This is a genomic window from Solimonas sp. SE-A11, from assembly GCF_030345715.1.
Taxonomy (GTDB): Bacteria; Pseudomonadota; Gammaproteobacteria; order Nevskiales; family Nevskiaceae; genus Solimonas_A.
Map to the genome: position 1 here is coordinate 19,904 of NZ_JAUASX010000018.1, position 20,709 is coordinate 40,612.

Annotated in this window: 19 protein-coding genes, 1 tRNA gene and 1 riboswitch; of the genes, 18 read left to right on the top strand and 2 right to left on the bottom strand. The window is 68.0% G+C overall.

Features of this window, described 5'->3' with window-relative positions:
• Positions 1–9: 9 nt before the first annotated feature.
• Both QT386_RS18065 and QT386_RS18070 read left to right on the top strand, forming a co-directional pair.
• Positions 10–393, top strand: a complete 384-nt coding sequence (locus tag QT386_RS18065) for a PA2779 family protein (protein WP_289275141.1) — start codon at positions 10–12, stop codon at positions 391–393.
• The gene (locus QT386_RS18070) at positions 393–1,331 is read left to right on the top strand and encodes a PA2778 family cysteine peptidase (RefSeq protein WP_289275142.1); all 939 of its coding nucleotides are present in this window, start codon (positions 393–395) and stop codon (positions 1,329–1,331) included. Before QT386_RS18065 ends, QT386_RS18070 begins: the two co-directional genes overlap by 1 nt.
• On the opposite strand, the gene queG is transcribed toward QT386_RS18070, so the two are convergent.
• Positions 1,328–2,413, bottom strand: coding sequence for a tRNA epoxyqueuosine(34) reductase QueG (queG, locus tag QT386_RS18075; protein WP_289275143.1), 1,086 nt, complete (start codon positions 2,411–2,413; stop codon positions 1,328–1,330). The two genes, QT386_RS18070 and queG, sit on opposite strands and share 4 nt — an antisense overlap.
• On the opposite strand from queG, the gene QT386_RS18080 reads away from it, so the two are divergent.
• The 12 genes from QT386_RS18080 to QT386_RS18135 all read left to right on the top strand — a co-directional run bounded on the left by QT386_RS18080 (position 2,412) and on the right by QT386_RS18135 (position 15,093).
• Complete coding sequence (locus QT386_RS18080; RefSeq protein ID WP_289275144.1) at positions 2,412–3,896, top strand: NAD(P)H-hydrate dehydratase; 1,485 nt, start codon at positions 2,412–2,414, stop codon at positions 3,894–3,896. The two genes, queG and QT386_RS18080, sit on opposite strands and share 2 nt — an antisense overlap.
• Positions 3,893–4,363 (top strand): tRNA (adenosine(37)-N6)-threonylcarbamoyltransferase complex ATPase subunit type 1 TsaE, encoded by a 471-nt coding sequence (tsaE, locus tag QT386_RS18085; RefSeq protein WP_289275145.1) that lies wholly within the window; start codon positions 3,893–3,895, stop codon positions 4,361–4,363. Before QT386_RS18080 ends, tsaE begins: the two co-directional genes overlap by 4 nt.
• A 96-nt stretch (positions 4,364–4,459) precedes the next feature.
• On the top strand, positions 4,460–5,698 hold the full coding sequence (locus tag QT386_RS18090) for an N-acetylmuramoyl-L-alanine amidase (RefSeq protein ID WP_289275146.1): 1,239 nt from the start codon (positions 4,460–4,462) through the stop codon (positions 5,696–5,698).
• Positions 5,699–5,814: 116 nt separating this feature from the next.
• A complete protein-coding gene (gene mutL, locus QT386_RS18095; RefSeq protein ID WP_289275147.1) occupies positions 5,815–7,641 on the top strand; it encodes a DNA mismatch repair endonuclease MutL in 1,827 nt (608 codons plus the stop codon).
• Positions 7,642–7,645: 4 nt separating this feature from the next.
• Positions 7,646–8,587, top strand: coding sequence for a tRNA (adenosine(37)-N6)-dimethylallyltransferase MiaA (gene miaA / locus QT386_RS18100; protein ID WP_289275148.1), 942 nt, complete (start codon positions 7,646–7,648; stop codon positions 8,585–8,587).
• A 90-nt stretch (positions 8,588–8,677) separates the two neighbouring features.
• Complete coding sequence (gene hfq / locus QT386_RS18105) at positions 8,678–8,962, top strand: RNA chaperone Hfq (RefSeq protein ID WP_289275149.1); 285 nt, start codon at positions 8,678–8,680, stop codon at positions 8,960–8,962.
• An 80-nt stretch (positions 8,963–9,042) separates the two neighbouring features.
• Positions 9,043–10,359: a ribosome rescue GTPase HflX gene (hflX, locus tag QT386_RS18110; RefSeq protein ID WP_289275150.1), complete on the top strand. Its 1,317-nt coding sequence runs from the start codon at positions 9,043–9,045 to the stop codon at positions 10,357–10,359.
• A 222-nt stretch (positions 10,360–10,581) separates the two neighbouring features.
• Positions 10,582–11,718 carry an FtsH protease activity modulator HflK gene (gene hflK, locus QT386_RS18115; protein WP_289275151.1) on the top strand — a complete coding sequence of 379 codons (1,137 nt, stop codon included), beginning with the start codon at positions 10,582–10,584 and terminating at the stop codon, positions 11,716–11,718.
• A gap of 2 nt (positions 11,719–11,720) precedes the next feature.
• Positions 11,721–12,590, top strand: coding sequence for a protease modulator HflC (hflC, locus tag QT386_RS18120; protein ID WP_289275152.1), 870 nt, complete (start codon positions 11,721–11,723; stop codon positions 12,588–12,590).
• 1 nt (position 12,591) lies between these two features.
• Positions 12,592–12,777, top strand: a complete 186-nt coding sequence (locus QT386_RS18125) for a DUF2065 domain-containing protein (protein WP_289275153.1) — start codon at positions 12,592–12,594, stop codon at positions 12,775–12,777.
• 10 nt (positions 12,778–12,787) lie between these two features.
• Positions 12,788–13,771 carry an ATP phosphoribosyltransferase regulatory subunit gene (locus QT386_RS18130; RefSeq protein WP_289275154.1) on the top strand — a complete coding sequence of 328 codons (984 nt, stop codon included), beginning with the start codon at positions 12,788–12,790 and terminating at the stop codon, positions 13,769–13,771.
• Positions 13,772–13,800: 29 nt separating this feature from the next.
• A complete protein-coding gene (locus tag QT386_RS18135; RefSeq protein ID WP_301334391.1) occupies positions 13,801–15,093 on the top strand; it encodes an adenylosuccinate synthase in 1,293 nt (430 codons plus the stop codon).
• 166 nt (positions 15,094–15,259) lie between these two features.
• On the opposite strand, the gene QT386_RS18140 is transcribed toward QT386_RS18135, so the two are convergent.
• A tRNA-Leu gene (locus QT386_RS18140) sits at positions 15,260–15,344 on the bottom strand.
• Between the two features lie 125 nt (positions 15,345–15,469).
• Here QT386_RS18140 and rnr point away from each other — a divergent pair.
• From rnr to QT386_RS18160, 4 genes are all read left to right on the top strand, one after another.
• Positions 15,470–17,776 carry a ribonuclease R gene (gene rnr / locus QT386_RS18145; RefSeq protein WP_289275155.1) on the top strand — a complete coding sequence of 769 codons (2,307 nt, stop codon included), beginning with the start codon at positions 15,470–15,472 and terminating at the stop codon, positions 17,774–17,776.
• On the top strand, positions 17,773–18,468 hold the full coding sequence (locus tag QT386_RS18150; protein WP_289275156.1) for an OmpA family protein: 696 nt from the start codon (positions 17,773–17,775) through the stop codon (positions 18,466–18,468). Before rnr ends, QT386_RS18150 begins: the two co-directional genes overlap by 4 nt.
• A 116-nt stretch (positions 18,469–18,584) precedes the next feature.
• Positions 18,585–19,337, top strand: coding sequence for a 23S rRNA (guanosine(2251)-2'-O)-methyltransferase RlmB (rlmB, locus tag QT386_RS18155; protein WP_289275157.1), 753 nt, complete (start codon positions 18,585–18,587; stop codon positions 19,335–19,337).
• A 109-nt stretch (positions 19,338–19,446) separates the two neighbouring features.
• Positions 19,447–19,549: riboswitch (guanidine-I (ykkC/yxkD leader) on the top strand.
• A gap of 98 nt (positions 19,550–19,647) precedes the next feature.
• Positions 19,648–20,697, top strand: a complete 1,050-nt coding sequence (locus QT386_RS18160) for a putative urea ABC transporter substrate-binding protein (protein ID WP_367401459.1) — start codon at positions 19,648–19,650, stop codon at positions 20,695–20,697.
• Positions 20,698–20,709 lie beyond the last annotated feature (12 nt).

The following is a 20,709-nucleotide window of genomic DNA, read 5'->3' on the forward strand; positions in this document are numbered from 1 at the left end:
GAGCGTGTCATGAAGCAGTCCAAACCCTCTCATTTCCTGTTGGGCATCCTGTTCGCCGCACTCGCGATGGTCGGCATGCCGCTGCCGGCTCAGGCCGGCATCGTCGGCAGCGAGCAGCTGCTGCAGTCCGAGCGCACGACGGTCAACCGTGAGCAGTTGCAGCAGTGGATGGCGCGAGACGACGTGCGCCAGCAGCTCCAGTCCCTGGGCGTGGATGCGCAGCAGGCGACCGAGCGCATCAATGCGCTGACCGAGCAGGAGCTGCAGCAGCTCGCGCAGAACATGGAGGAGCAGCCGGCCGGCAGCGGCGTGATCGGCGTGATCGGCGTTGTCTTCGTGGTGCTGCTGATCCTCGAGTTGCTCGGCGTGACCAACATCTTCACGGCGATCTGATGCGGCGTTTCGCGGCAGCCTGCGTCGCCCTGGCGCTGGCTGCCTGCGCCAGCTACGCGCCGCTGCGCTCGCAGTGGCCGGAGGCCGCCGCCGCCACCGAGCTGGCCGACACGCCGTTCTTCCCGCAGACGCAATACCAGTGCGGCCCCGCCGCACTGGCCACTGTGCTGGGTGCCTCGGGACTGGCGGTGACGCCGGACGAGCTGGCGCCGCAGGTCTTCCTGCCCGGCCGCAAGGGCAGCCTGCAGCTGGAACTGGTGGCGGCCACGCGCCGCCAGCAGCGGCTGGCCTACGTGCTCAAGCCTGAGCCCGGTGCCCTGTTCGCCGAGCTGGCCTCGGGCAAGCCGGTGCTGGTGCTGCAGAACCTCGGCGTGTCCTGGCTGCCGGCCTGGCACTACGCCGTGGTGATCGGCGCGGACCCCGTGGCGGAGACCGTGGTGCTGCGTTCGGGTACCAACCGGCGGCGCGTGATGAGCTATCGCCGCTTCATGGATAGCTGGCAGCGCGCCGATCGCTGGGCGATGGTCGCTACGCCGGTCGATCAGGTGCCGGCCAGCGCCACTGCCCTGGATTGGCTGACGGCGGCCGCAGCCTTCGAGGAACTCGGCCAGTTGCCGCTGGCCGCTTCGGCCTACGAGGCGGCAGCGACGCGCTGGCCAGAGCTACCGCTGGCCTGGCAGTTGCTCGGCAATGTCCGTTATCGCGGTGGCGACAAGGTGGGCGCACGCCAGGCCTACCGCAGTGCGCTAGAGCTCAAGCCGGATGCCGCCAGCTACAACAACCTGGCGCAGGTGGAGCTGGAGCTGGGCTGCCGCGAGGCGGCGGCGGCAGCCCTGGTGCGCGCTGCGGAGCTGCCGGCCACGCCGGTCATTGCCGCGGCCCTACAGGAGACCGGCGAGGCGCTGGCGGTGTCGCCACAGGCGGCCTGCGTCCCCTAGACGTCAGCCGCCTGCCGCTGCAGCGCCCAGCGCACGTGCTCGCGCACCACCTCGTCGGGATATTCCAGCCGTGAAACCAGGGCCGCGGCGGCGGCCGTGGAGCGCGGTGCGTTGCCGATGGCCACCGCCAGGTTGCGCAGCCAGCGCGGGTAACCGACGCGGCGCAGGGCCATGCCCTCGGTGCGGCGCAGCCATTCCTCCTCGTCCCAGGCGAACAGCTCCAGCAGGCCTGGGCTGTCCAGGCCGTGGCGCGGCGCGAAGTCCGGCTCCACCGTGGTTCGGGCGTAGCGGTTCCAGGGGCAGACCAGCTGGCAGTCGTCGCAGCCGAAGATGCGGTTGCCCATCATCGGCCGCAGTTCCTCGGGAATCGGGCCGTGGTGCTCGATGGTGAGATAGGAGATGCAGCGGCGCGCGTCGAGCTTGTAGGGCGCGGTGATCGCTTGCGTCGGGCAGATGCGGATGCAGGCGCTGCAGCGCCCGCATTGCTCGGCGACCGTGGGGCGCTCTTCGGGAGTGAGGGGCAGGTCGGTGTAGATCTCGCCCAGGAAGAACCAGGACCCGGCGGCCGGGTTCAGCAGCAGGGTGTTCTTGCCGATCCAGCCCAGCCGCGCATTGCGCGCCAGCGCTTTCTCGAGCGCGGGGGCGCTGTCGGTCAGCACACGGTAGCCGTGCGGCCCCACCTCCGCCTCGATGCGGGCGCCCAGCTTCAGCAGGCGGCCGCGCATCAGCTTGTGATAGTCGCGCCCCAGCGCGTAGCGCGAGATGTAGGCCTGGTCGCCGTCGCGCAGCACCGCCTCGGCGGCTTCCGCCTCCGGGCGGTAATCCAGGCGGGCTGAAATCACGCTGAGGGTGCCGGGCCGTAGTCGGGTGGGATGCTCGCGCAGGGCCAGGTCGCGGCGCATGAACTCCATGCCGCCGTGACGTCCCTCGTCCAGCCAGCGCCGCAGGTGCGCCAGATCCTCGTCCAGCGTCAGCTCCGCGATGCCGGCGTCGGCAAAGCCCAGCTCCTGCGCCCAGGCGCGGATGCGCGCCGGCAGGCCGGCCGCCAAGGCGGCTGGGGGAGTTCCTATACTGGCGGCCATGAACGACATCGCCCGCAGATTGTATTCCGCCTCTCAGGTGCGCGAACTCGACCGGCGTGCAATCGAGCGCCATGGCATCCCCGGCTACGAGCTGATGCAGCGCGCAGGCGGGGCCTGCTGGGCCGAGATCCGCCGGCGCTGGCCGGCGGCGCGGCAGATCGCCGTGGTCTGCGGCGGCGGCAACAATGGCGGCGATGGCTACGTGATCGCCCGCTTGGCGCGCGATGCCGGCCTGCCGGTGACACTGCATGCCGTCGGCCCCGCCGCGGCGGCCGGCGATGCTGTCCAGGCGCGTGCCGACTGGCTGGCCGGTGGCGGGACGGAAGCCCTGCTGCTGCCCGGCGGCCTGGATGGTGCCGATGTGGTGGTGGACGCGCTGTTCGGCATCGGCCTGTCGCGACCGCTGCAGGGTGCTGCCGCGGCAGCCGTGGACGCCATGCGCTCTGCTCGCGCCCGTGGCGCCGGGGTTCTGGCGGTGGACATTCCCTCCGGCCTGGATGCTGACAACGGTCGCCTCCGGGGCGCGGCGGTGCTGGCGGACGTCACGGTCAGCTTCATCGGCCGCAAGCTGGGCCTGGAGACCGGCGAGGGCCCCGCCTGCAGCGGCGAGCGGCTGTTCGACGATCTTGGCGTGCCGCCGGAAGCCCACGAGGGCCTCGTGCCGGTGGCCACGGTGCTGGCGCCGGCGCAACTGGCTGCTTGGCTGCCGCGGCGCGCGCGGGGTGCGCACAAGGGCTCCCATGGGCATGTGCTGGTGGTGGGCGGCGACATCGGCATGTCGGGTGCTGCCCTTATGGCGGGCCGGGCGGCCCTGCGCAGCGGGGCGGGGCTGGTGACGCTGGCCACGCGCACGGCCCATGCCGCGGCGCTCACGGCAAGCCAGCCGGAGCTGATGTGCCATGGTATCGAGGAACCGGCGCTGCTGCGGCGGCTGATGGAGCGCGCCGACGTGGTGGCGATCGGCCCCGGGCTGGGGCAGGACGACTGGAGCCTGGGCCTGCTGGCGGAGGTGCTGGACAGCAGCCTGCCGCTGGTGATGGATGCCGACGCCCTCAACCTGCTGGCGCGGGAGCCGATCCGCCGCGACAACTGGGTGCTGACCCCGCACCCGGGCGAGGCGGCACGCCTGCTCAAGTCCAGCACGGTCGAGCTGCAGCGCGAGCGCCCGGCTGCCGCGCAGGCGCTGCCGGCCCGCTACGGCGGCGTCGCCGTGCTGAAGGGTGCCGGCAGCCTGGTCGCCGGCCAGCGCCTGTGGCTCTGCGACCGCGGCAATCCGGGCATGGCGGTCGGTGGCATGGGGGATGTGCTGACCGGTATCATCGCCGCCCTGATCGCCCAGGGGTTGCCGCTCGAAGAGGCGGCCGCCGCGGGGGTCCTGGCGCATGCCATGGCCGGCGACCTCGCCGCTGCCGAAGGCGAGCGTGGCCTGCTCCCCAGCGACCTGATTGGCCAGCTCCGTCGCGTGGTGAACCCTGTCGCATGAACTCCGAAACCCTTCATTCCCTGGCTGACGCGGACGCCACCGCCGCCCTGGGTGCCGCCCTGGCGCGGGCGCTGGGGCCGCAGCCGCGCGGCGTCCTCTGGCTACTGGGGGATCTCGGTGCCGGCAAGACCACGCTGGCACGAGGGCTGCTGGAATCCCTGGGGGTGAAAGGCCGCATCCGCAGCCCCACCTACACGCTGATGGAGCCCTACGAGTTGGGTGGGCGCAGCGTCCTGCACATGGATCTGTACCGCCTGGCGGACCCGCTGGAACTGCAGAACCTGGGGCTTGCAGACTATCCGCCGGAGCATCATCTCTGGCTGGTGGAATGGCCGGAGAAGGGCGCCGGCCTGCTGGCCCCGGCCGACCTGATCGTGGACCTGCAGGTCCATGGAGAAGGGCGCCGGGCGCGCCTATCAGGCCCCTGGTCGGGCCACATTTCTGAATTCTTGAAGGTTGAACATTAAGAAGCAAACCTATCCCCATGGATCAATTGGGGAAAAGTTGCGTTGATTGAAAGATCGCGATACATTTCCCATCACTGCCTGTGTTGGGGGTCTGCCGTGCGGTCCATCGTCCTGCTGGCCATGCTGTTTGCGATGCCTGCCGCGTTTGCGGCGGAGCTGCGCGACCTGCGCCTGTGGGAAAGCCAGGACTCCACCCGCATCGTGTTCGACCTGAGCACCGACGCGCAGCACAAGGTCTTCACGCTCGCCAATCCGGACCGCATCGTCGTCGATATCGGCGGCCTCTCGCCGTCGGCCATGGCGCGCATCAATCGCGTGACCGGCAAGGGCCTGGTGCGCCGCGTGCGCTCCGGTATCCAGGATGGCGGCGTCCGCGTGGTGCTGGATGTCAGCGAGGCCGTGAATCCCAAGAGCTTCGTGCTCACCCCCAATGACGAGCACGGCTACCGCCTGGTGCTGGATCTGCCAGGCCGGCCGCGTACCGCGCCGGCCGCGGAACAGGCCCCGGTGGTGACGGCTGCCGCGCCGGTGGCCGCGCCGACGCCGGTCATGGCCGCACCGCCCGCGCCGGCGATGCCGCCGATGAAGCTGCAGGAGCGGCCGGTGGTGATCGCGATCGACGCCGGCCATGGCGGCGAAGACCCGGGCGCGCGCGGCAAGAGCGGCCTCGAGGAGAAGGAGGTGGCGCTGGCCATCGCCCGCAAGTTGGCCAAGGCGATCAACGCCGAGCCGGGCATGAAGGCCGTGCTGACCCGTGACGGTGACTACTTCCTCAAGCTGCGCGATCGCGTGAACATCGCGCGCAAGCATCAGGCCGACTTGTTCGTCTCGGTGCATGCCAATGCCTTCCACAACCGTGACCTGCACGGCACTGCCGTGTACGTGCTGTCGGACAAGGGCGCCACCAACGAGCACGCGCGCTGGCTCGCCCGCAAGGAGAACGAGGCCGACCTGGTGGGCGGTGTCGAGATCCACGGCAAGGACAAGGAACTGGCGGCGGTGCTGATCGACCTGTCGCAGAGCGCGACGATGGAAGCCAGCTTCGACGTCGGCGGTCGCATCCTCAAGTCGATGGGCAAGGTCAACAAGCTGCAGAAGGCCGACGTGCAGCAGGCTGGCTTCATGGTGCTCAAGGCGCCGGACATCCCCTCGGTGCTGGTGGAAACGGCCTTCATCACCAACGAGCGCGAGGAGGCCCTGTTGGCCGACGATGACTACCGCGAGAAGCTTGCGCGCTCGATCCTGGACGGTATCAAGGGTTACTTCGTCAGCTACCGGCCGCAGCAGCAGATGGTCGAGGCCGTGGCCGGCCCGCAGGAAGTCAGCCTCAAGTAGGCGCTTCAAGGTTTACACATAGGCCTTCCTGACCGGAGGCATTCAGGCCCTGGCGTTGCTCCCGCCGGGGCCTTTTTCTTTTCGGCATTCCCCTGGCGGCCGGCTACCATATGCGGATGTCGATCCAGATCCTTCCCGATGTCCTGGTCAACCAGATCGCCGCCGGCGAGGTGGTGGAGCGCCCCGCCGCCGTGGTCAAGGAACTGGTGGAGAACGCCTTCGACGCCGGTGCACGCCGTATCGAGGTGGAAATCGAGCAGGGCGGCCTGGGGCTGATCCGCATCACCGACGATGGCGGCGGCATCGCCCCGCAGGAACTGGCACTGGCCCTGACGCGCCACGCCACCAGCAAGATCGGCTCGCTGGACGACCTGGAGCAGGTGGCCAGCTTCGGGTTTCGTGGCGAGGCGCTGCCCAGCATCCTGTCGGTGTCGCGCCTGAGCCTGGTGTCGCGTACTCCGGGCGACGGTCATGCCTGGCAGGTCGACGGGGCCGGTGCTTTGGAGAGCGAAAAGCCGCAGCCGGCCGCGCATCCCCACGGCACCAGCGTCGTCGTGCGGGACTTGTTCTTCAACACGCCCGCGCGGCGCAAGTTCATGAAGTCCGAATCCACCGAGTTCCGGCACATCCAGCAACTGGTCGGGCGGCTGGCGCTGTCGCGCTTCGCGCACGGCTTCCGCCTGCTGCACAACCGCCGCAAGGTGCTGGACCTGCCGCCGGTGGACGACGAGGTCGGCCGTGAGGAGCGTGTCGGCACCGTCTGCGGCGAGGAGTTCCTGCGCCATGCCGTGTTCCTCGACGAGCAGCGCGGCGGGCTGCGCCTCTGGGGCTGGGTGGCCCTGCCGGCCTTTGCCCGCGGGCAGGCGGACCTGCAGTTCCTCTACGTCAACGGCCGCGCGGTGCGCGACAAGCTGATGACGCATGCCCTGCGCCGTGCCTTTGCCGACGCCATGCATTCCACGCATTACCCGGCCTACGTGCTGTACCTGGAGCTGGATCCGGCGCGGGTGGACGTCAACGTGCATCCTCAGAAGGCCGAGGTGCGCTTCCGCGATTCGTCCATGGTGCACGACTTCCTGTTCGGCACCGTGCACCGCGTGTTGCGTGAACTGCGCCCCGATCCGGCGCTGAATCGTCCGGCCCAGTTCGTGGCGCCCATGCCGCCCGCGCCGGAGCCGCAGCAGTCGGGCTTCCGCTACGCGGCGCCTGCGTCGCGCTACGAGGAGGCTCGCGAGGTCGCCGCGCCGGCCTGGACCGCGCTGGCGGCTCAGGTCGCACAACTGCCGCAATCGCAGCCGGTCTCGCTGTCGATGCCGGCACCGGCATCCGGGCTGTCGGTGGAGCCGGAGGAGCAGCCCCTGGGCCACGCCCTGGCGCAGCTGCAGGGCGTCTACATCCTGGCGCAGAACCGCCATGGCCTGGTGGTGGTGGACGCCCATGCCGCCCATGAGCGGGTGTTGTACGAGCGCCTGAAGAAGCAGTTGGCGGAGGGCGGGGTGCCGTCCCAGGCCCTGCTGGTGCCGGAGCGCCTGCAACTGCCGGAAGATGCGGTCGATGCGCTGGAGGCACGCCGCGAGGAGCTGTCGCGCTACGGCCTGCAGATCGACCGCGCCGGGCCAGGGTCGGTGCTGCTGCGCGCGGTGCCGCCGCTGCTGTCGCGCGAGGACGTGCCCGCCTTCGTGCGCAGCCTGGTGTCGGACGAGGACCTGCGCGAGAGCTCGCATCATCTCGGCGAGGTGCTGGATGCCCAGCACCGCGTGATGGCCGACATGGCCTGCAAGGCGGCGATCAAGGCCAACCGGCGCCTGACGCTCCCGGAGATGGAAGCGCTGCTGCGCGACATGGAGCGCACCGAGTTGGCCGACCAGTGCAATCACGGCCGGCCGACCTGGATCCAGGTGGACATGGCGGGGCTGGATCGCTTGTTCCTGCGTGGGCGCTGAAACGATGTTCCCTGTCATCCTGCTGATGGGGCCCACCGCCTCCGGCAAGACCCAGCTGTCGCTGGATCTCGCGGCGCAGTTGCCGGTGGAGATCGTCAGCGTCGACTCGGCCCTGGTCTACCGCGGCATGGACATCGGCGCCGCCAAGCCCGATGCCGCCACGCGTGCCGCAGTGCCGCACCACCTGATCGACATCCTGGAGCCCAGCGAGATCTATTCCGCCGCGCGCTTCCGCGACGATGCCCTGCGGCTGATCGACGAGATCCGCGGCCGTGGCCGCATCCCGTTGCTGGCGGGCGGCACCATGCTGTACTTCCGCGCCCTGCAGCAGGGCCTGTCGGACCTGCCATCGGCCAATGCCGAACTACGCCTGCGCCTGGAGCAGGAGGCCGAACTGGTCGGCTGGGCCGGCATGCATGCGAAGCTCGCCGCCCTGGACCCGGCCACCGCGGCGCGCCTGCACCCGAACGATGCGCAGCGCATCCAGCGGGCGCTGGAGGTGATCGAACTCAGCGGCGCGTCGCCCAGCGACTGGTACGCACGTCCCAAGCCCAAGGGCATGGAAGGGCCGGTGATCAAGCTGGCCCTGAATCCGCCGCAGCGTTCGGAACTGCACCGGCGCATCGAGTTGCGCTTCCGGCAGATGATGGAACAGGGCTTCCTGGACGAGGTGCGACGCCTGCGCGCCCGCGGTGACCTGCATGCCGACCTGCCGTCGGTGCGGGCCGTCGGCTATCGGCAGCTCTGGGATCACCTGGAGGGGCGGGGGACGCTGGAAGAGGCCGTGGGGCGCGGCATCGCGGCGACGCGCCAGTTCGCCAAGCGTCAGCTGACCTGGCTGCGCTCGGAGCCGGAACTGCAGTGGCTGAACCCCGCCGAACCTGAACTTTTGTCCCGTGCGCTCAGTCTGATCGGGGCGCCTGTACGGGGCGTGCGCGGGACTTGACAAGTGGTACACTCGCCCCGCCGGGATATCCGGCCGTTGCGGTGTGCGAGGTTCCAGCCGCAGGACGAACATTAAAATAGGGAACAGAACATGTCTAAAGGTCATACGTTACAAGAACCGTTTCTCAACGCCCTGCGCAAGGAACGCATCCCGGTTTCGATCTACCTGGTGAACGGCATCAAGCTGCAGGGCCAGATCGAATCCTTCGACTCCTTCGTCGTCCTGCTGCGCAACAGCGTAAGCCAGATGGTCTACAAGCACGCCATTTCGACCATCGTGCCGGCGCGCGCCGTCCGTATCTTCGACGGCAGCAGCAGCGATTCCTCCGACCATCATGGCCACGAGGGTGGCGCTTCGGAAGCGCCGTCGGCCTGACGTCGTCTCAGGTTTCCCAGCTTTACCGCGCCACCCATGCCGGCACCAGCCGGCATGGGTGGCCTTTGCATTTCTGAATCATGTTTGAACGTCCCAAGTCCGGCCAGAAGGCCATCCTCGTCCACCTTGAGTTTCCCGGTGCCGATTTCGATTCGGACAGGCAGGAATTCGTGGAGCTCTGCGTCTCGGCCGGTGCCGAGGTGCTCAACGTCATCGGCGGCAGCCGCAAGGACCCCGATTCCGGCCTGTTCGTGGGCAGCGGCAAGGCCCAGGAAGTGGCCGACAGCGTTGCCGCCACCGGTGCCGAGCTGGTCATCTTCAATCACCCGCTGTCGCCTAGCCAGGAGCGCAACCTGGAGAAGCTGGTCAGCGCCCGCGTGCTGGGGCGCGCCGGCCTGATCCTGGACATCTTCGCCCAGCGCGCTCGCACCCACGAGGGCAAGCTGCAGGTGGAGCTGGCCCAGCTGCAGCACATGTCCACCCGCCTGATTCGCGGCTGGACGCATCTCGAGCGCCAGGGCGGCGGCCGCGGCATCGGCATGACCGGCCCGGGTGAAACCCAGCTCGAGCTGGATCGCCGCCTGATCAAGACCCGCATCGCCACGCTCAAGCGGCACCTGGAGACCGTGCGTACCCGGCGCCAGCAGAATCGCGTGGCGCGCATCCGCAACAACGTGCCGACCGTGTCACTGGTGGGCTACACCAACGCCGGCAAGTCGACGCTGTTCAACGCCCTGACCGGCGATACCACCTTTGCCTCCAGCGTGCTGTTCGCGACCCTGGATACCACGGTGCGCAAACTGGAACTGCCGGCCGGCGAGCCGGTGGTGCTGGCCGACACAGTGGGCTTCATCCGCGACCTGCCGCATGACCTGGTGGCCGCTTTCCGCGCTACCCTGGAGGAGGCCCGCGAGGCCGCCCTGCTGCTGCACGTGATCGACGCCGCCGACCCCGAGCGCCTGACTCGCATCAGCCAGGTCGAGGAAGTACTCAAGGAGATCGGCGCCGACGAGGTGCCGCGCCTGCAGGTGTTCAACAAGATCGACCTGCGCGAGGGCGAACTGCCGCGCATCGAGCGTGACGACGAGGGGGTGCCGGTCCGGGCCTTTGTCTCCGCACGTACCGGTGAGGGACTGGACGCCCTGCGCGAAGCCATCGCCGAGCGTATCCGCCCGCAGCTGCAGAGCTTCGAGCTGGTGGTGCCGCCGCGGGCGGCGAAGCTGCGGGCGCAGCTTTTCGCCCTGAACGCCATCCTGTCCGAATCCCTGGACGAGGACGGCAATTTCCACCTCAGGATCAGCCTGTCCTGGGAGCGCCTGCGCGGCCTCTGCGTCGCCGCGGGCCTGGAACCGCCTCCCGCGCCGACGGTCATTGAGGAATGGGAGATGGGGCTCTGAGGGCCCTTGCGCCCATGGATCGGGCCGGCGCTGGCGTGATTTATTGGCGCATAGGCTCTAAAATCTCGCACTCTAAAATATTGAAAGTCCCCCGATTTTTCGCTTCCCCCGCTTCGGGAAATACCCTGTCCCCCGCTTGTTTTTCAGCAGCAACAATGGCTTGGAACGAGCCGGACCGGATTCGGGTGCCCCTCGCGGCATCGGCTACGAAAGGAAATACGAATGGCATGGAATGAACCCGGCCCCGGCAAAGACCCCTGGAGCCAGGGGCCCAAGAAGGGCGGCGAAGGTCCTCCGGATCTGGATGAAATGCTGAAGCGCTTCAAGTCGCGCTTCGGCGGTGGTGGCGGTCGCACCCCTCCGGGGACGCGCGCGCCGTTGCCTTTCGGGCTGATCGGCCTGATCGCGGCCCTGTTCGGCGTGCTGTGGCTGGTGTCCGGCTTCTACGTGGTGGACGAGCAGGAGCGCGCCGTGACGCTGCGCTTCGGCAAGTACGTGGGTACCACCGAGCCGGGCCTGCGCTGGCACATCCCCTGGCCGGTGGACAAGGTCGAGATCGTCAACGTGACGGGCGTGCGCGAGGCGCGCGACGAGGCCACGATGCTGACGCGCGACGAGAACATCGTCGTGGTCGAGCTCAAGGTCCAGTACCGCGTGTCCAACGTCGAGGACTACGTCTTCAGCGTAAACGACCCGGACCTGACCATGCGCCAGGCCACCACCTCGGCCGTGCGCGCCGTGGTGGGCGGCAACTCCATGGACTTCGTGCTGACCGAAGGCCGTGAAGAGATGGCCAACCGCACCAAGGCGATCCTGCAGGAGCTGCTGGACAGCTACAACGTCGGCCTGGTGGTCACCGAAGTGAACCTGCAGCAGGCCCAGCCGCCGGAGCCGGTGCAGGCCGCCTTCGCCGACGCCATCAAGGCCCGTGAAGACCAGCAGCGTGCCCGCAACGAGGCCCTGGCCTACGCCAACGACCGCCTGCCCAAGGCGCGCGGTGCCGCCGCTCGCCAGGTGGAGGAAGCAAACGCCTACCGCGAGCAGGTGGTGGCCAAAGCGCAGGGTGACGCGGCGCGCTTCCAGCAGCTGCTGGTGGAGTACAAGAAGTCGCCGCGCGTGACGCGCGAGCGCATGTACCTTGACACCATGAGCAGCGTGCTGGGCAGCTCCAGCAAGGTGCTGGTGGACGTGGACAAGGGCAGCCCGATGCTCTACCTGCCGCTGGACCAGCTGATGAAAACGGCCCCGGCAACGCCGCGCGACAGCGCGTCCGACTACATCACCGCGCCCAGCGCGCTGCCGGGAGCCGGCAGCCTGCAGGGCGGCGATCCTTCGCGCTCGCGCGACCGGGGACGTTGATCATGAGCAAGAATCCTGTTTTCTGGGCCGCGCTGGGACTGATGGCGCTGCTCACCATCACCAACTCCTTCTTCATCGTCGACCAGCGCGAGAAGGCCGTGCTGTTCCAGCTCGGTGAACTCAAGGGCAAGGACTACGCTCCGGGCCTGCACGTGAAGACGCCGTTCTTCCAGGACGTGCGCCGCTTCGACGGCCGCATCCTGACGCTGGACAACCAGACCGAGAACTTCCTGACGGTCGAGAAGAAGAACGTCGAGGTCGATTTCTACGTCAAGTGGCGCATCTCCGACGCGGCGATCTACTACCGGGCCACTGGTGGCCAGGAGATCGTCGCGTCCGACCGACTGTCCTCGATCCTCAACCGCGGTCTGCGCGACCAGTTCGGCTCGCGCACGATCCAGCAGGCCGTGGCCGACGACCGCGATTCCATGGTGCAGGAAGTGGAGAAGGACGCCGCCTCCAAGGTCAAGGACCTGGGTATCGAGGTGGTGGACATCCGCATCAAGTCGATCAACCTGCCGAAGAACGTCAGCGAATCGGTCTACGACCGCATGCGCGCCGAGCGTATCGGCGTGGCCACCGACCTGCGCGCCCGTGGTGCCGAAGACGCGGAAAAGATCCGCGCCGAGGCCGACCGCACCGCGCAGGTCACGCTGGCCAACGCCTACAAGCAGGCCGAAACCCTCAAGGGCCAGGGCGATGCGCTGGCGGCCGAGATCTACGCCAAGGCTTATGGCCAGGATGCCGAGTTCTACAGCTTCTACCGCTCGCTCAACGTCTACCGCGAGAGCATGGGTGGCAGCCAGAACCTGATGGTGCTGGAGCCCAAGGGCGAGCTGTTCCGCTACTTCAAGGGCGCTGGCGCCAAGTAGTGTGGATTGGAACGAACTCCTGCGCGCGCTGGCGCTGGTCATGGTGATCGAAGGGCTGTTGCCCTTCGTGGCCCCGGCCCGCTGGCGCCAAATGATGCTGTCGGTCATGCAGCTGGACAGCCGCCACATCCGCATCATCGGCCTGGGGTCGATGCTCGGCGGCGTTGTCCTGCTCAACCTGCTCTAGAAGCCTAGTCATGTCGATCAAGAAATGGATGCTCCCGGAGGGCGTGGAAGAAGCCCTGCCGCCGACCTCCTGGGAACTGGAAGACCTGCGGCGCAAGCTGCTGGACGGCTTCCGCAAGCGCGGCTACGAACTGATACTGCCGCCGCTGATCGAGCACCTGGATGCGCTGCTGACCGGCACCGCCCAGGATCTCGATGCTCGCACCTTCAAGTTCACCGACCCCGCCAGTGGCCGCCTGCTGGGCCTGCGCTCTGACATGACGCCGCAAGCCGCGCGCATCGCCGCGCGCCGTTTCGGCGACCAGGCCGTGGTGCGCCTGTGCTACCTGGGCACCGTGCTGCGCGCGCAGCCGGATGCCCTCGGTGGTCCGCGCTCGCCGCGCCAGGTCGGCTGCGAGATCTTCGGCGAGGCCGGCATCGCGGCCGACCTGGAAGTGATCGACCTGATGCTGCGCACCCTGCGCGGGGCGGGCCTGAAGAAGGCGCACCTGGACCTGGGCCACGTCGGCATCTATCGCGCCGTGTCCGCCAAGCTGGCGCTGGACCCGGACGACGAGGCCGTGCTGTTCGACATCCTGCAGCGCAAGTCGCAGCCGGACCTGGCGGAGTTCGCCCAGGCCCGCAGCCTCAAGCCGCGGGTGGTGAAGGTCTTCGCCGAGCTGATGGAGCTCAATGGCGACGTCACGGTGCTGCAACGTGCGCGCGAGACGCTGAAGGCTGCCGGCCCCGCCGTGCAGGCGGCGCTGGATACGCTGGACCAAGTGGTGCGCAAGCTGCGCGCCGAGTCGCCCAAGCTGCCGATCCATGTGGACCTGGCGGAGCTGCGCGGCTACAGCTATCACACCGGCATCGTGTTCGCGGCCTTCGCGCCGGGGCACGGCCGCGAGATTGCCCGTGGCGGTCGCTACGACGGTGTCGGCGCCGAGTTCGGCGTGGCGCGTCCGGCCACCGGCTTCTCGGCCGATTTGAACGAGCTGCTGCGCCTGGCGCAGTAGTCACCAACAAGATTCACCAGAGAATCATCATGGGCAAGACCGTAGTAGTTATCGGCGCACAATGGGGCGATGAGGGCAAGGGCAAGGTCGTGGACCTGCTCACCGACCGTTGCCAGGCCGTGGTGCGCTTCCAGGGCGGCCACAACGCCGGCCACACGCTGGTGATCAACGGCATCAAGACCGCACTCAACCTGATTCCCTCCGGCATCATGCGCCCCGGCGTCGACTGCCTGATCGGCAACGGCGTGGTGCTGTCGCTGCCGGACCTGATCAAGGAGATCGAGAAGGTCGAGGCCACCGGCGCGTCCGTGCGCGACCGCCTGCGCATCTCCGAGGCCACCCCGCTGGTGCTGCCGGTGCACGCCAAGCTCGACCAGGCGCGCGAGCGCGCCCGCGGCGAGAACAAGATCGGCACCACCGGCAAGGGCATCGGCCCGGCCTACGAGGACAAGGTGGCGCGCCGCGCCGTGCGCGTCGGCGACCTGTTCAGCCGCGAGCTGCTGGCCGCCAAGCTCGGCGAGCTGCTGGCGTACCACAACTTCGTGCTGACCAATTACTACAAGGAAGAGCCGGTCGACTTCCAGAAGACCCTGGATGATCTGCTGGGCTACGCCGAGATCGTCAAGCCGATGGTGGCCGACGTCACCGAGCTGCTGCGCCTGCACCTGAAGAAGGACCACAACGTCCTGTTCGAAGGCGCGCAGGGCGCGCTGCTGGACGTGGACCACGGCACCTATCCGTTCGTGACCTCGTCCAACACCACCGCCGGCGGCGCCGCCACCGGCACCGGCGTGGGTCCGCGCGAGCTCGACTACGTGCTGGGCATCGTCAAGGCCTATGCCACGCGCGTCGGCTCCGGTCCGTTCCCGACCGAGCTCGACAACGACATCGGCCAGCATATCCGCGACAAGGGCGCCGAGTACGGCACCGTCACCAAGCGCCCGCGCCGCTGCGGCTGGTTCGACGCCGTGGCCGCACGCCGCTCGATCTTCAACAACAGCGTCACCGGCCTGTGCGTCACCAAGCTCGACGTGCTCGACGAGATGGACGTGATCCGCATCTGCACCGGCTACAAGGTCGATGGCAAGCCGGTGGAAGTGCCGCCGGTGGGGGCCGAGGCCTTCAGCAAGGTCGAGGCGATCTACGAGGACTTCCCCGGCTGGAAGAGCAACACCTACGGCGTGACCCGCTATGAGGACCTGCCGGAAGCCGCCAAGCGCTATCTGAAGCGCGTGGAAGAGGTTACCGAAGCCGAGGTCGCCATCATCTCCACGGGGCCGGATCGTGAGCACACGATCGTGCTGAGGAACCCGTTCAACTGATTCCTGCTGTTTCCCGCTTCCTGGGTCCCATCCGCGGCGCCTTCTTGCCCTCCCCACCGGGGGCAGGGGCGCCTGCGGGCGTTGGGGCTGGGGATGTGGAACACTATTGCCGTGTTCAGGTGGGCCCCAAAACAAAAAAACCCGGCCGAAGCCAGGTTGTTTTGTTTGGTGCCCAAGAGAGGACTCGAACCTCCACGGTTTTACCCGCCAGTACCTGAAACTGGTGCGTCTACCAATTCCGCCACCTGGGCAACAGGGGCGCGCATTTTCGCCATGAGGCACCGCTTTGTCAATGAAAAGAAATAAAGAAAATTCAAATAATCCTCGCCAGCCGCAAAAACAGGGTGGCAGACCCCCTCGCGGCCAGCCGGCCTGGATGGAAAACGACGCCGAGTTCCAGCAGGAGCAGGGCCGCTACGCCGACCCCATTCCCAGCCGCAGCCATATCCTCAAGACCCTGGGCGAGCAGCCCGGCCCGGTGACGCTGGACGATCTCATCGGTTTGTTCGGCCTGCGCAAGCTGTCTCAGCAGGAGGCCCTCAACAAGCGCCTGGTCGCGATGAACCGCGAAGGGCAGGTGGTGCAGAACCGCAACGGCGCCTACGGACCCGTGGCGCAGATGAACCTCATTGCCGGTACCGTGCAGGCCCACCGCGACGGCTTCGGTTTCCTGATCCCCGATGCAGGCGGGCCGGACGTGTTCCTGCCGCCGCGCCAGATGCGCGCACTGATGAACGGTGACCGCGTGCTGGTGCGCATCACCGGCACCGACTTCAAGGGCCGCCCGGAGGGCGCCGTGTCCGAGGTCATCGAGCGCGTCAGCCGCACCATCGTCGGCCGCTTCCACATGGACCAGGGCATCTCCTACGTGATCCCGGACAACCCGCGCATCACGCAGGATCTGCTGATCCCGCCGGAAGGCCGCAAGGGCGCCAAGCACGGCATGATGGTGGTGGCCGACATCGTCACCCCGCCGGGCAACCGCACGCTGGCCGTGGGCGAGATCAAGGAGATCCTGGGCCAGCACCTGGCGCCGGGCATGGAGATCGAGGCCGCGATCCGCGCCCACAGCCTGCCGTTCGAGTTCCCCGACGCCGTGGAGCGCGAATCCGCCGCGATCCCGGACACGGTGCAGCCGGAGCAGATCAAGGGCCGCGAGGACATCCGCGACCTGCCGTTGGTGACCATCGACGGTGCCGACGCGCGTGACTTCGACGACGCGGTCTACGCCAAGCCCATCAAGAAGAGCCTGCTCAACAAGGGCGGCTGGACGCTGTGGGTGGCCATTGCCGACGTGGCCGCCTACGTGCGACCGGACACGCCGCTGGACAAGGAGGCCAACAAGCGCGCCACCTCGGTGTACTTCCCGCAGCGGGTCATCCCGATGCTGCCGGAGAAGCTGTCCAACGGCCTGTGCTCCCTCAACCCCGACGTGGACCGCCTGTGCATGGTCTGCGAGATGCGCGTGATGCCCGACGGCGAGATTGCCAAGGCGCGCTTCTTCGAGGGCGTGATGCGCTCCAAGGCGCGCCTGATCTACGACGACGTGGCCGAAATCCTCGACAACCCCGAGGGTGAGAAGGCCAAGGCCCGCTCCGCCCTGGTGCCGCACCTGCAGGCGCTGAACGGCGTGTTCGAGGCCCTGTTCAAGGCCCGCGAGCGGCGCGGCGCGATCGACTTCGAGAGCACCGAGACCAAGATCGTGTTCTCCGGCGAGCGCAAGATCGACCGCATCGTGCCGGTGCAGCGCAACCGCGCCCATCGCCTGATCGAGGAGTGCATGATCGCCGCCAACGTCGAGTCGGCGAAGCTGGTCGAGAAGCAGAAGGTGCCGACCCTGTACCGCATCCATGAGCAGCCCGACGCCATGAAGGTCTCGGCGTTGCGCGAGTTCCTGTCGCTGCAGGCGCTCAAGCTCGGTGGCGGCGACAAGCCGGCGGCCATGGACTTCGCCAAGACCCTGGCAGCGGCCAAGGGCCGCCCGGACCAGGGCCTGGTGCAGACCATCATGCTGCGCTCGCTGATGCAGGCCAAGTACAACCCCACCAACAGCGGCCACTTCGGCCTGGCGCTGACGCACTACGCCCACTTCACCTCGCCGATCCGGCGTTACCCCGACCTGCTGCTGCACCGGGGCATCAAGCACATCCTGCTCAAGAAGAAGGGCCAGCCCTTTCTCTATACCCCCGAGCAGATGGAAGCCTTCGGCACGCACTGCTCGATGGCCGAGCGCCGCGCCGATGAGGCCACGCGCGACGTCAACACCTGGCTCAAGTGCGAGTACATGCGCCACCGCGTCGGCGACGACTTCAACGGCACGGTGTCCAGCGTCGCCGCCTTCGGCCTGTTCGTGGAGCTCGACGGCCTGTACGTGGATGGCCTGGTCCACGTCAGCAACCTCAAGAACGATTACTACGAGTACGACAACCGCTCCCATCGCCTGGTAGGCAAAGCCACCCGCATGACCTACACGCTGGGCACCAAGGTGCGCGTAAAAGTAGTGCGCGTGGACCTGGATGAGCGCAAAATCGACCTTGAGCTGCTGAGTTCCGGCAAGGGCCATGCGGGCCCGGCCAAGGAGCAGCGTCCTCAGGGCCGGCAATCCGGGCGTTCAGAACCCGTTAAGCCGGGCAGCTCAGAATCGCACCCGTCCAAGAACCAATCCCGAAGGGGGAAACGATGAAGTCTTTCAAGCCTCTGGTCGTCGCAGCGCTGGTGGTCGGCCTCGCCGGCTGCGCCACGGATGATCCCAACAAGCGCGCAAAGACCGGTGCCGCCATCGGCGCCGTGCTCGGTGCGGTGGCCGGCAACCAGGTCAGCGGTGCTCGCGGCGCCCCGATCGTCGGCGCGGTGGTCGGTGCCATTGCCGGCGGCGCCGTCGGCAACTACATGGACAAGCAGCATGCCCAGCTGCAGCGTGACCTGGCGGCGGAGGCGGCGCGCAACGAGCTGCAGATCACGCAGCTGCCGGGCGGCGCGCTGAAGATCGGCATCGCCAGCGACGTCAGCTTCGACATCGACAGCGCCCAGCTGCTGCCGAACGCGCTGACCACCTACGCCAAGATCGCCAACGTGCTGAAGACCTACGACAAGACGGTCATCCACGTCGTCGGCCACACCGACTCCAGCGGCTCGGCCACCCACAACCAGAGCCTGTCCGAGCGTCGCGCCTCGTCGGTGGCCAGCTACATGGTCAACCAGGGCGTGCCGGCCGGCCGTCTGCGCGAGGAAGGCCGTGGCGAGCGCGAGTTGCTGGTGCGCACCGCCGATGGCGTCAAGGAAGCCCGCAACCGTCGCGTCGACATCGTCATCAAGCCGGTGATCGAAGGCCGCGAGCAGGAAGCCTGGACCCCGCCGCCGTACCTGGGCGGCTAGCAGCCTCCGCTGTGACCCAGAAGCCCCCGCCATGCGGGGGCTTCTGCTTTTGCGTGGTGCAGGCGAGACGCCGACCGGGGCTCTCTGGGACAATACAGCCCTAACCGGAGCATCCCGTGTCCAAGACGACCGTCATCGGCGGATTCCACGCCGTCCTCGCCGCGCTGGAAGACAGCCACGACAAGCCTTTCGAGATCCTGCTGGCGGACACCCGCCAGGACGAGCGCTCCTCACGTGTGAAGGGGCTGGCGCAGCATCATGGGGTGCCGGTGCGTGTGCTGCCGCGCTCGGACCTGGACCTCAAGGCGCCGGACGGCCTGCGCCATCAGGGCGTGCTGGCTTACGTTCCCGAGAAGAAGCTGGATGGCGAGGACCTGTTGTATGCGCCGGCCGAGCCGTATCGCCTGCTGCTGGCCCTGGACAACGTGCAGGACCCGCACAACCTAGGCGCCTGCCTGCGCACCGCCGAGGCGGTAGGGGTGAGCGCGGTGATCGTGCCGCGCGACCGCAGCGCCGCCCTGGGAGCCGCCGCCCACAAGGCCGCCGCCGGTGCGGCGGAGCGCGTGCCGCTGGTGGCGGTGACCAACCTGGCCCGCACCCTGGCGCGGCTCAAGGAGCTGGGCTACTGGATCACCGGCCTGGCCGGCGAGTCGGCCGAGACGCTCTACGACGTCGACCTGACCGGCCCCACCGTGCTGGTGATGGGCGCGGAGGCCGAGGGCATGCGCCGCCTGACGCGCGAGTCCTGCGACCGCCTCGTGCGCATCCCCATGGAAGGCAAGACCGAGAGCCTCAACGTCTCGGTCGCCGCCGCGGTGTGCCTGTACGAGGCCTACCGCCAGCGCCACCGCCCGGCGCGCCGCAAGTAGGCGGGGCCACCGCGCACCGCCCTGGTGCGCCGGGGGCTGGCATGCCTATTGCTGCATGAGAGTGGCGCAGAAGAGTCCAGTTTCATTCTGTTGCAACTGCATGCGGCACCAAGAAGGTGGCTAGGGTTCCGGCTCGCGAAAGCGGGTGCTGGTCCGAGAGCTGCCGACCTTCCGCGAGGGGGGTTACACGGCGGGACAAAAGCCCGGGAGACCGCAGTACGTGGTTCTCCTGTGCATCGTCCGTCAGCCGTGTAGCCCTGATTCGGGAGGTTTCCCCATGTTCCGCCGCAAGCCCCTGCGTTCCGCGCTGATGCCCCTGCTGGCCGTCGCGCTCGCCTTCTCCTCGCTGCTTCTCGCTCCCGCCGCGTCCGCCAAGGACAAGTACCGCGTCGCCTGGACGATCTACGTCGGCTGGATGCCCTGGGACCATGCCGCCCAGCAGGGCATCGTGAAGAAGTGGGCCGACAAGTACGGCATCGAGATCGAACTGGTGCAGGTCAATGACTACGTCGAGTCCATCAACCAGTACACCGCCGGCGCCTTCGACGGCTGCGTCATGACCAACATGGACGCACTGACCATCCCCGCCGCGGGCGGCGTGGATTCCACCGCCCTGATAGTGGGCGACTTCTCCAATGGCAATGACGGCGTGGTGCTCAAGGGCAAGACCGCACTCAAGGACATCAAGGGCCAGAAAGTCAATCTGGTCGAACTGTCGGTGTCGCACTACCTGCTGGCGCGCGCGCTGGAGACCGTGGGCCTGGCCGAGAAGGACATCAAGGTGGTCAACACCTCGGACGCCGACATCGTCGCCGCCTATGCCACGCCGGACGTCACCGCCGCCGTCACCTGGAACCCGCTGCTGTCCGAAGTGCGTGCCATGCCCAAGACCTCGCTGGTGTTCGACTCCAGCAAGATCCCGGGAGAGATCATCGACCTGACGGTGGTCAACACCGCCAAGCTCGAGAAGAACCCGGCCCTGGGCAAGGCCCTCGCCGGCGCCTGGTACGAGACGATGGCGCTGATGTCGAAGAACGATGCCGCCGGCAAGGCGGCGCGCACGGCGATGGCCAAGGCCTCCGGCACCGACCTTGCGGGCTTCGACGCGCAGCTGGCCTCCACCAAGATGTTCTACAAGCCGGCGGACGCCGTGGCCTTCACCACCAGCGCGCAGTTGCCGGCGACGATGCAGAAGGTGGCCAAGTTCTCCTTCGATCACGGCCTGCTGGGCGAGGGCGCTTCCAGCGAGAACTTCATTGGCATCGCCTACCCGGGCGGCAAGACCAGCGGCGACAAGGCCAAGGTCAAGCTGCGCTTCACGGACCAATACATGAAGCTGGCGGCCGACGGCAAGCTCTGAGCCGGCCTCCCC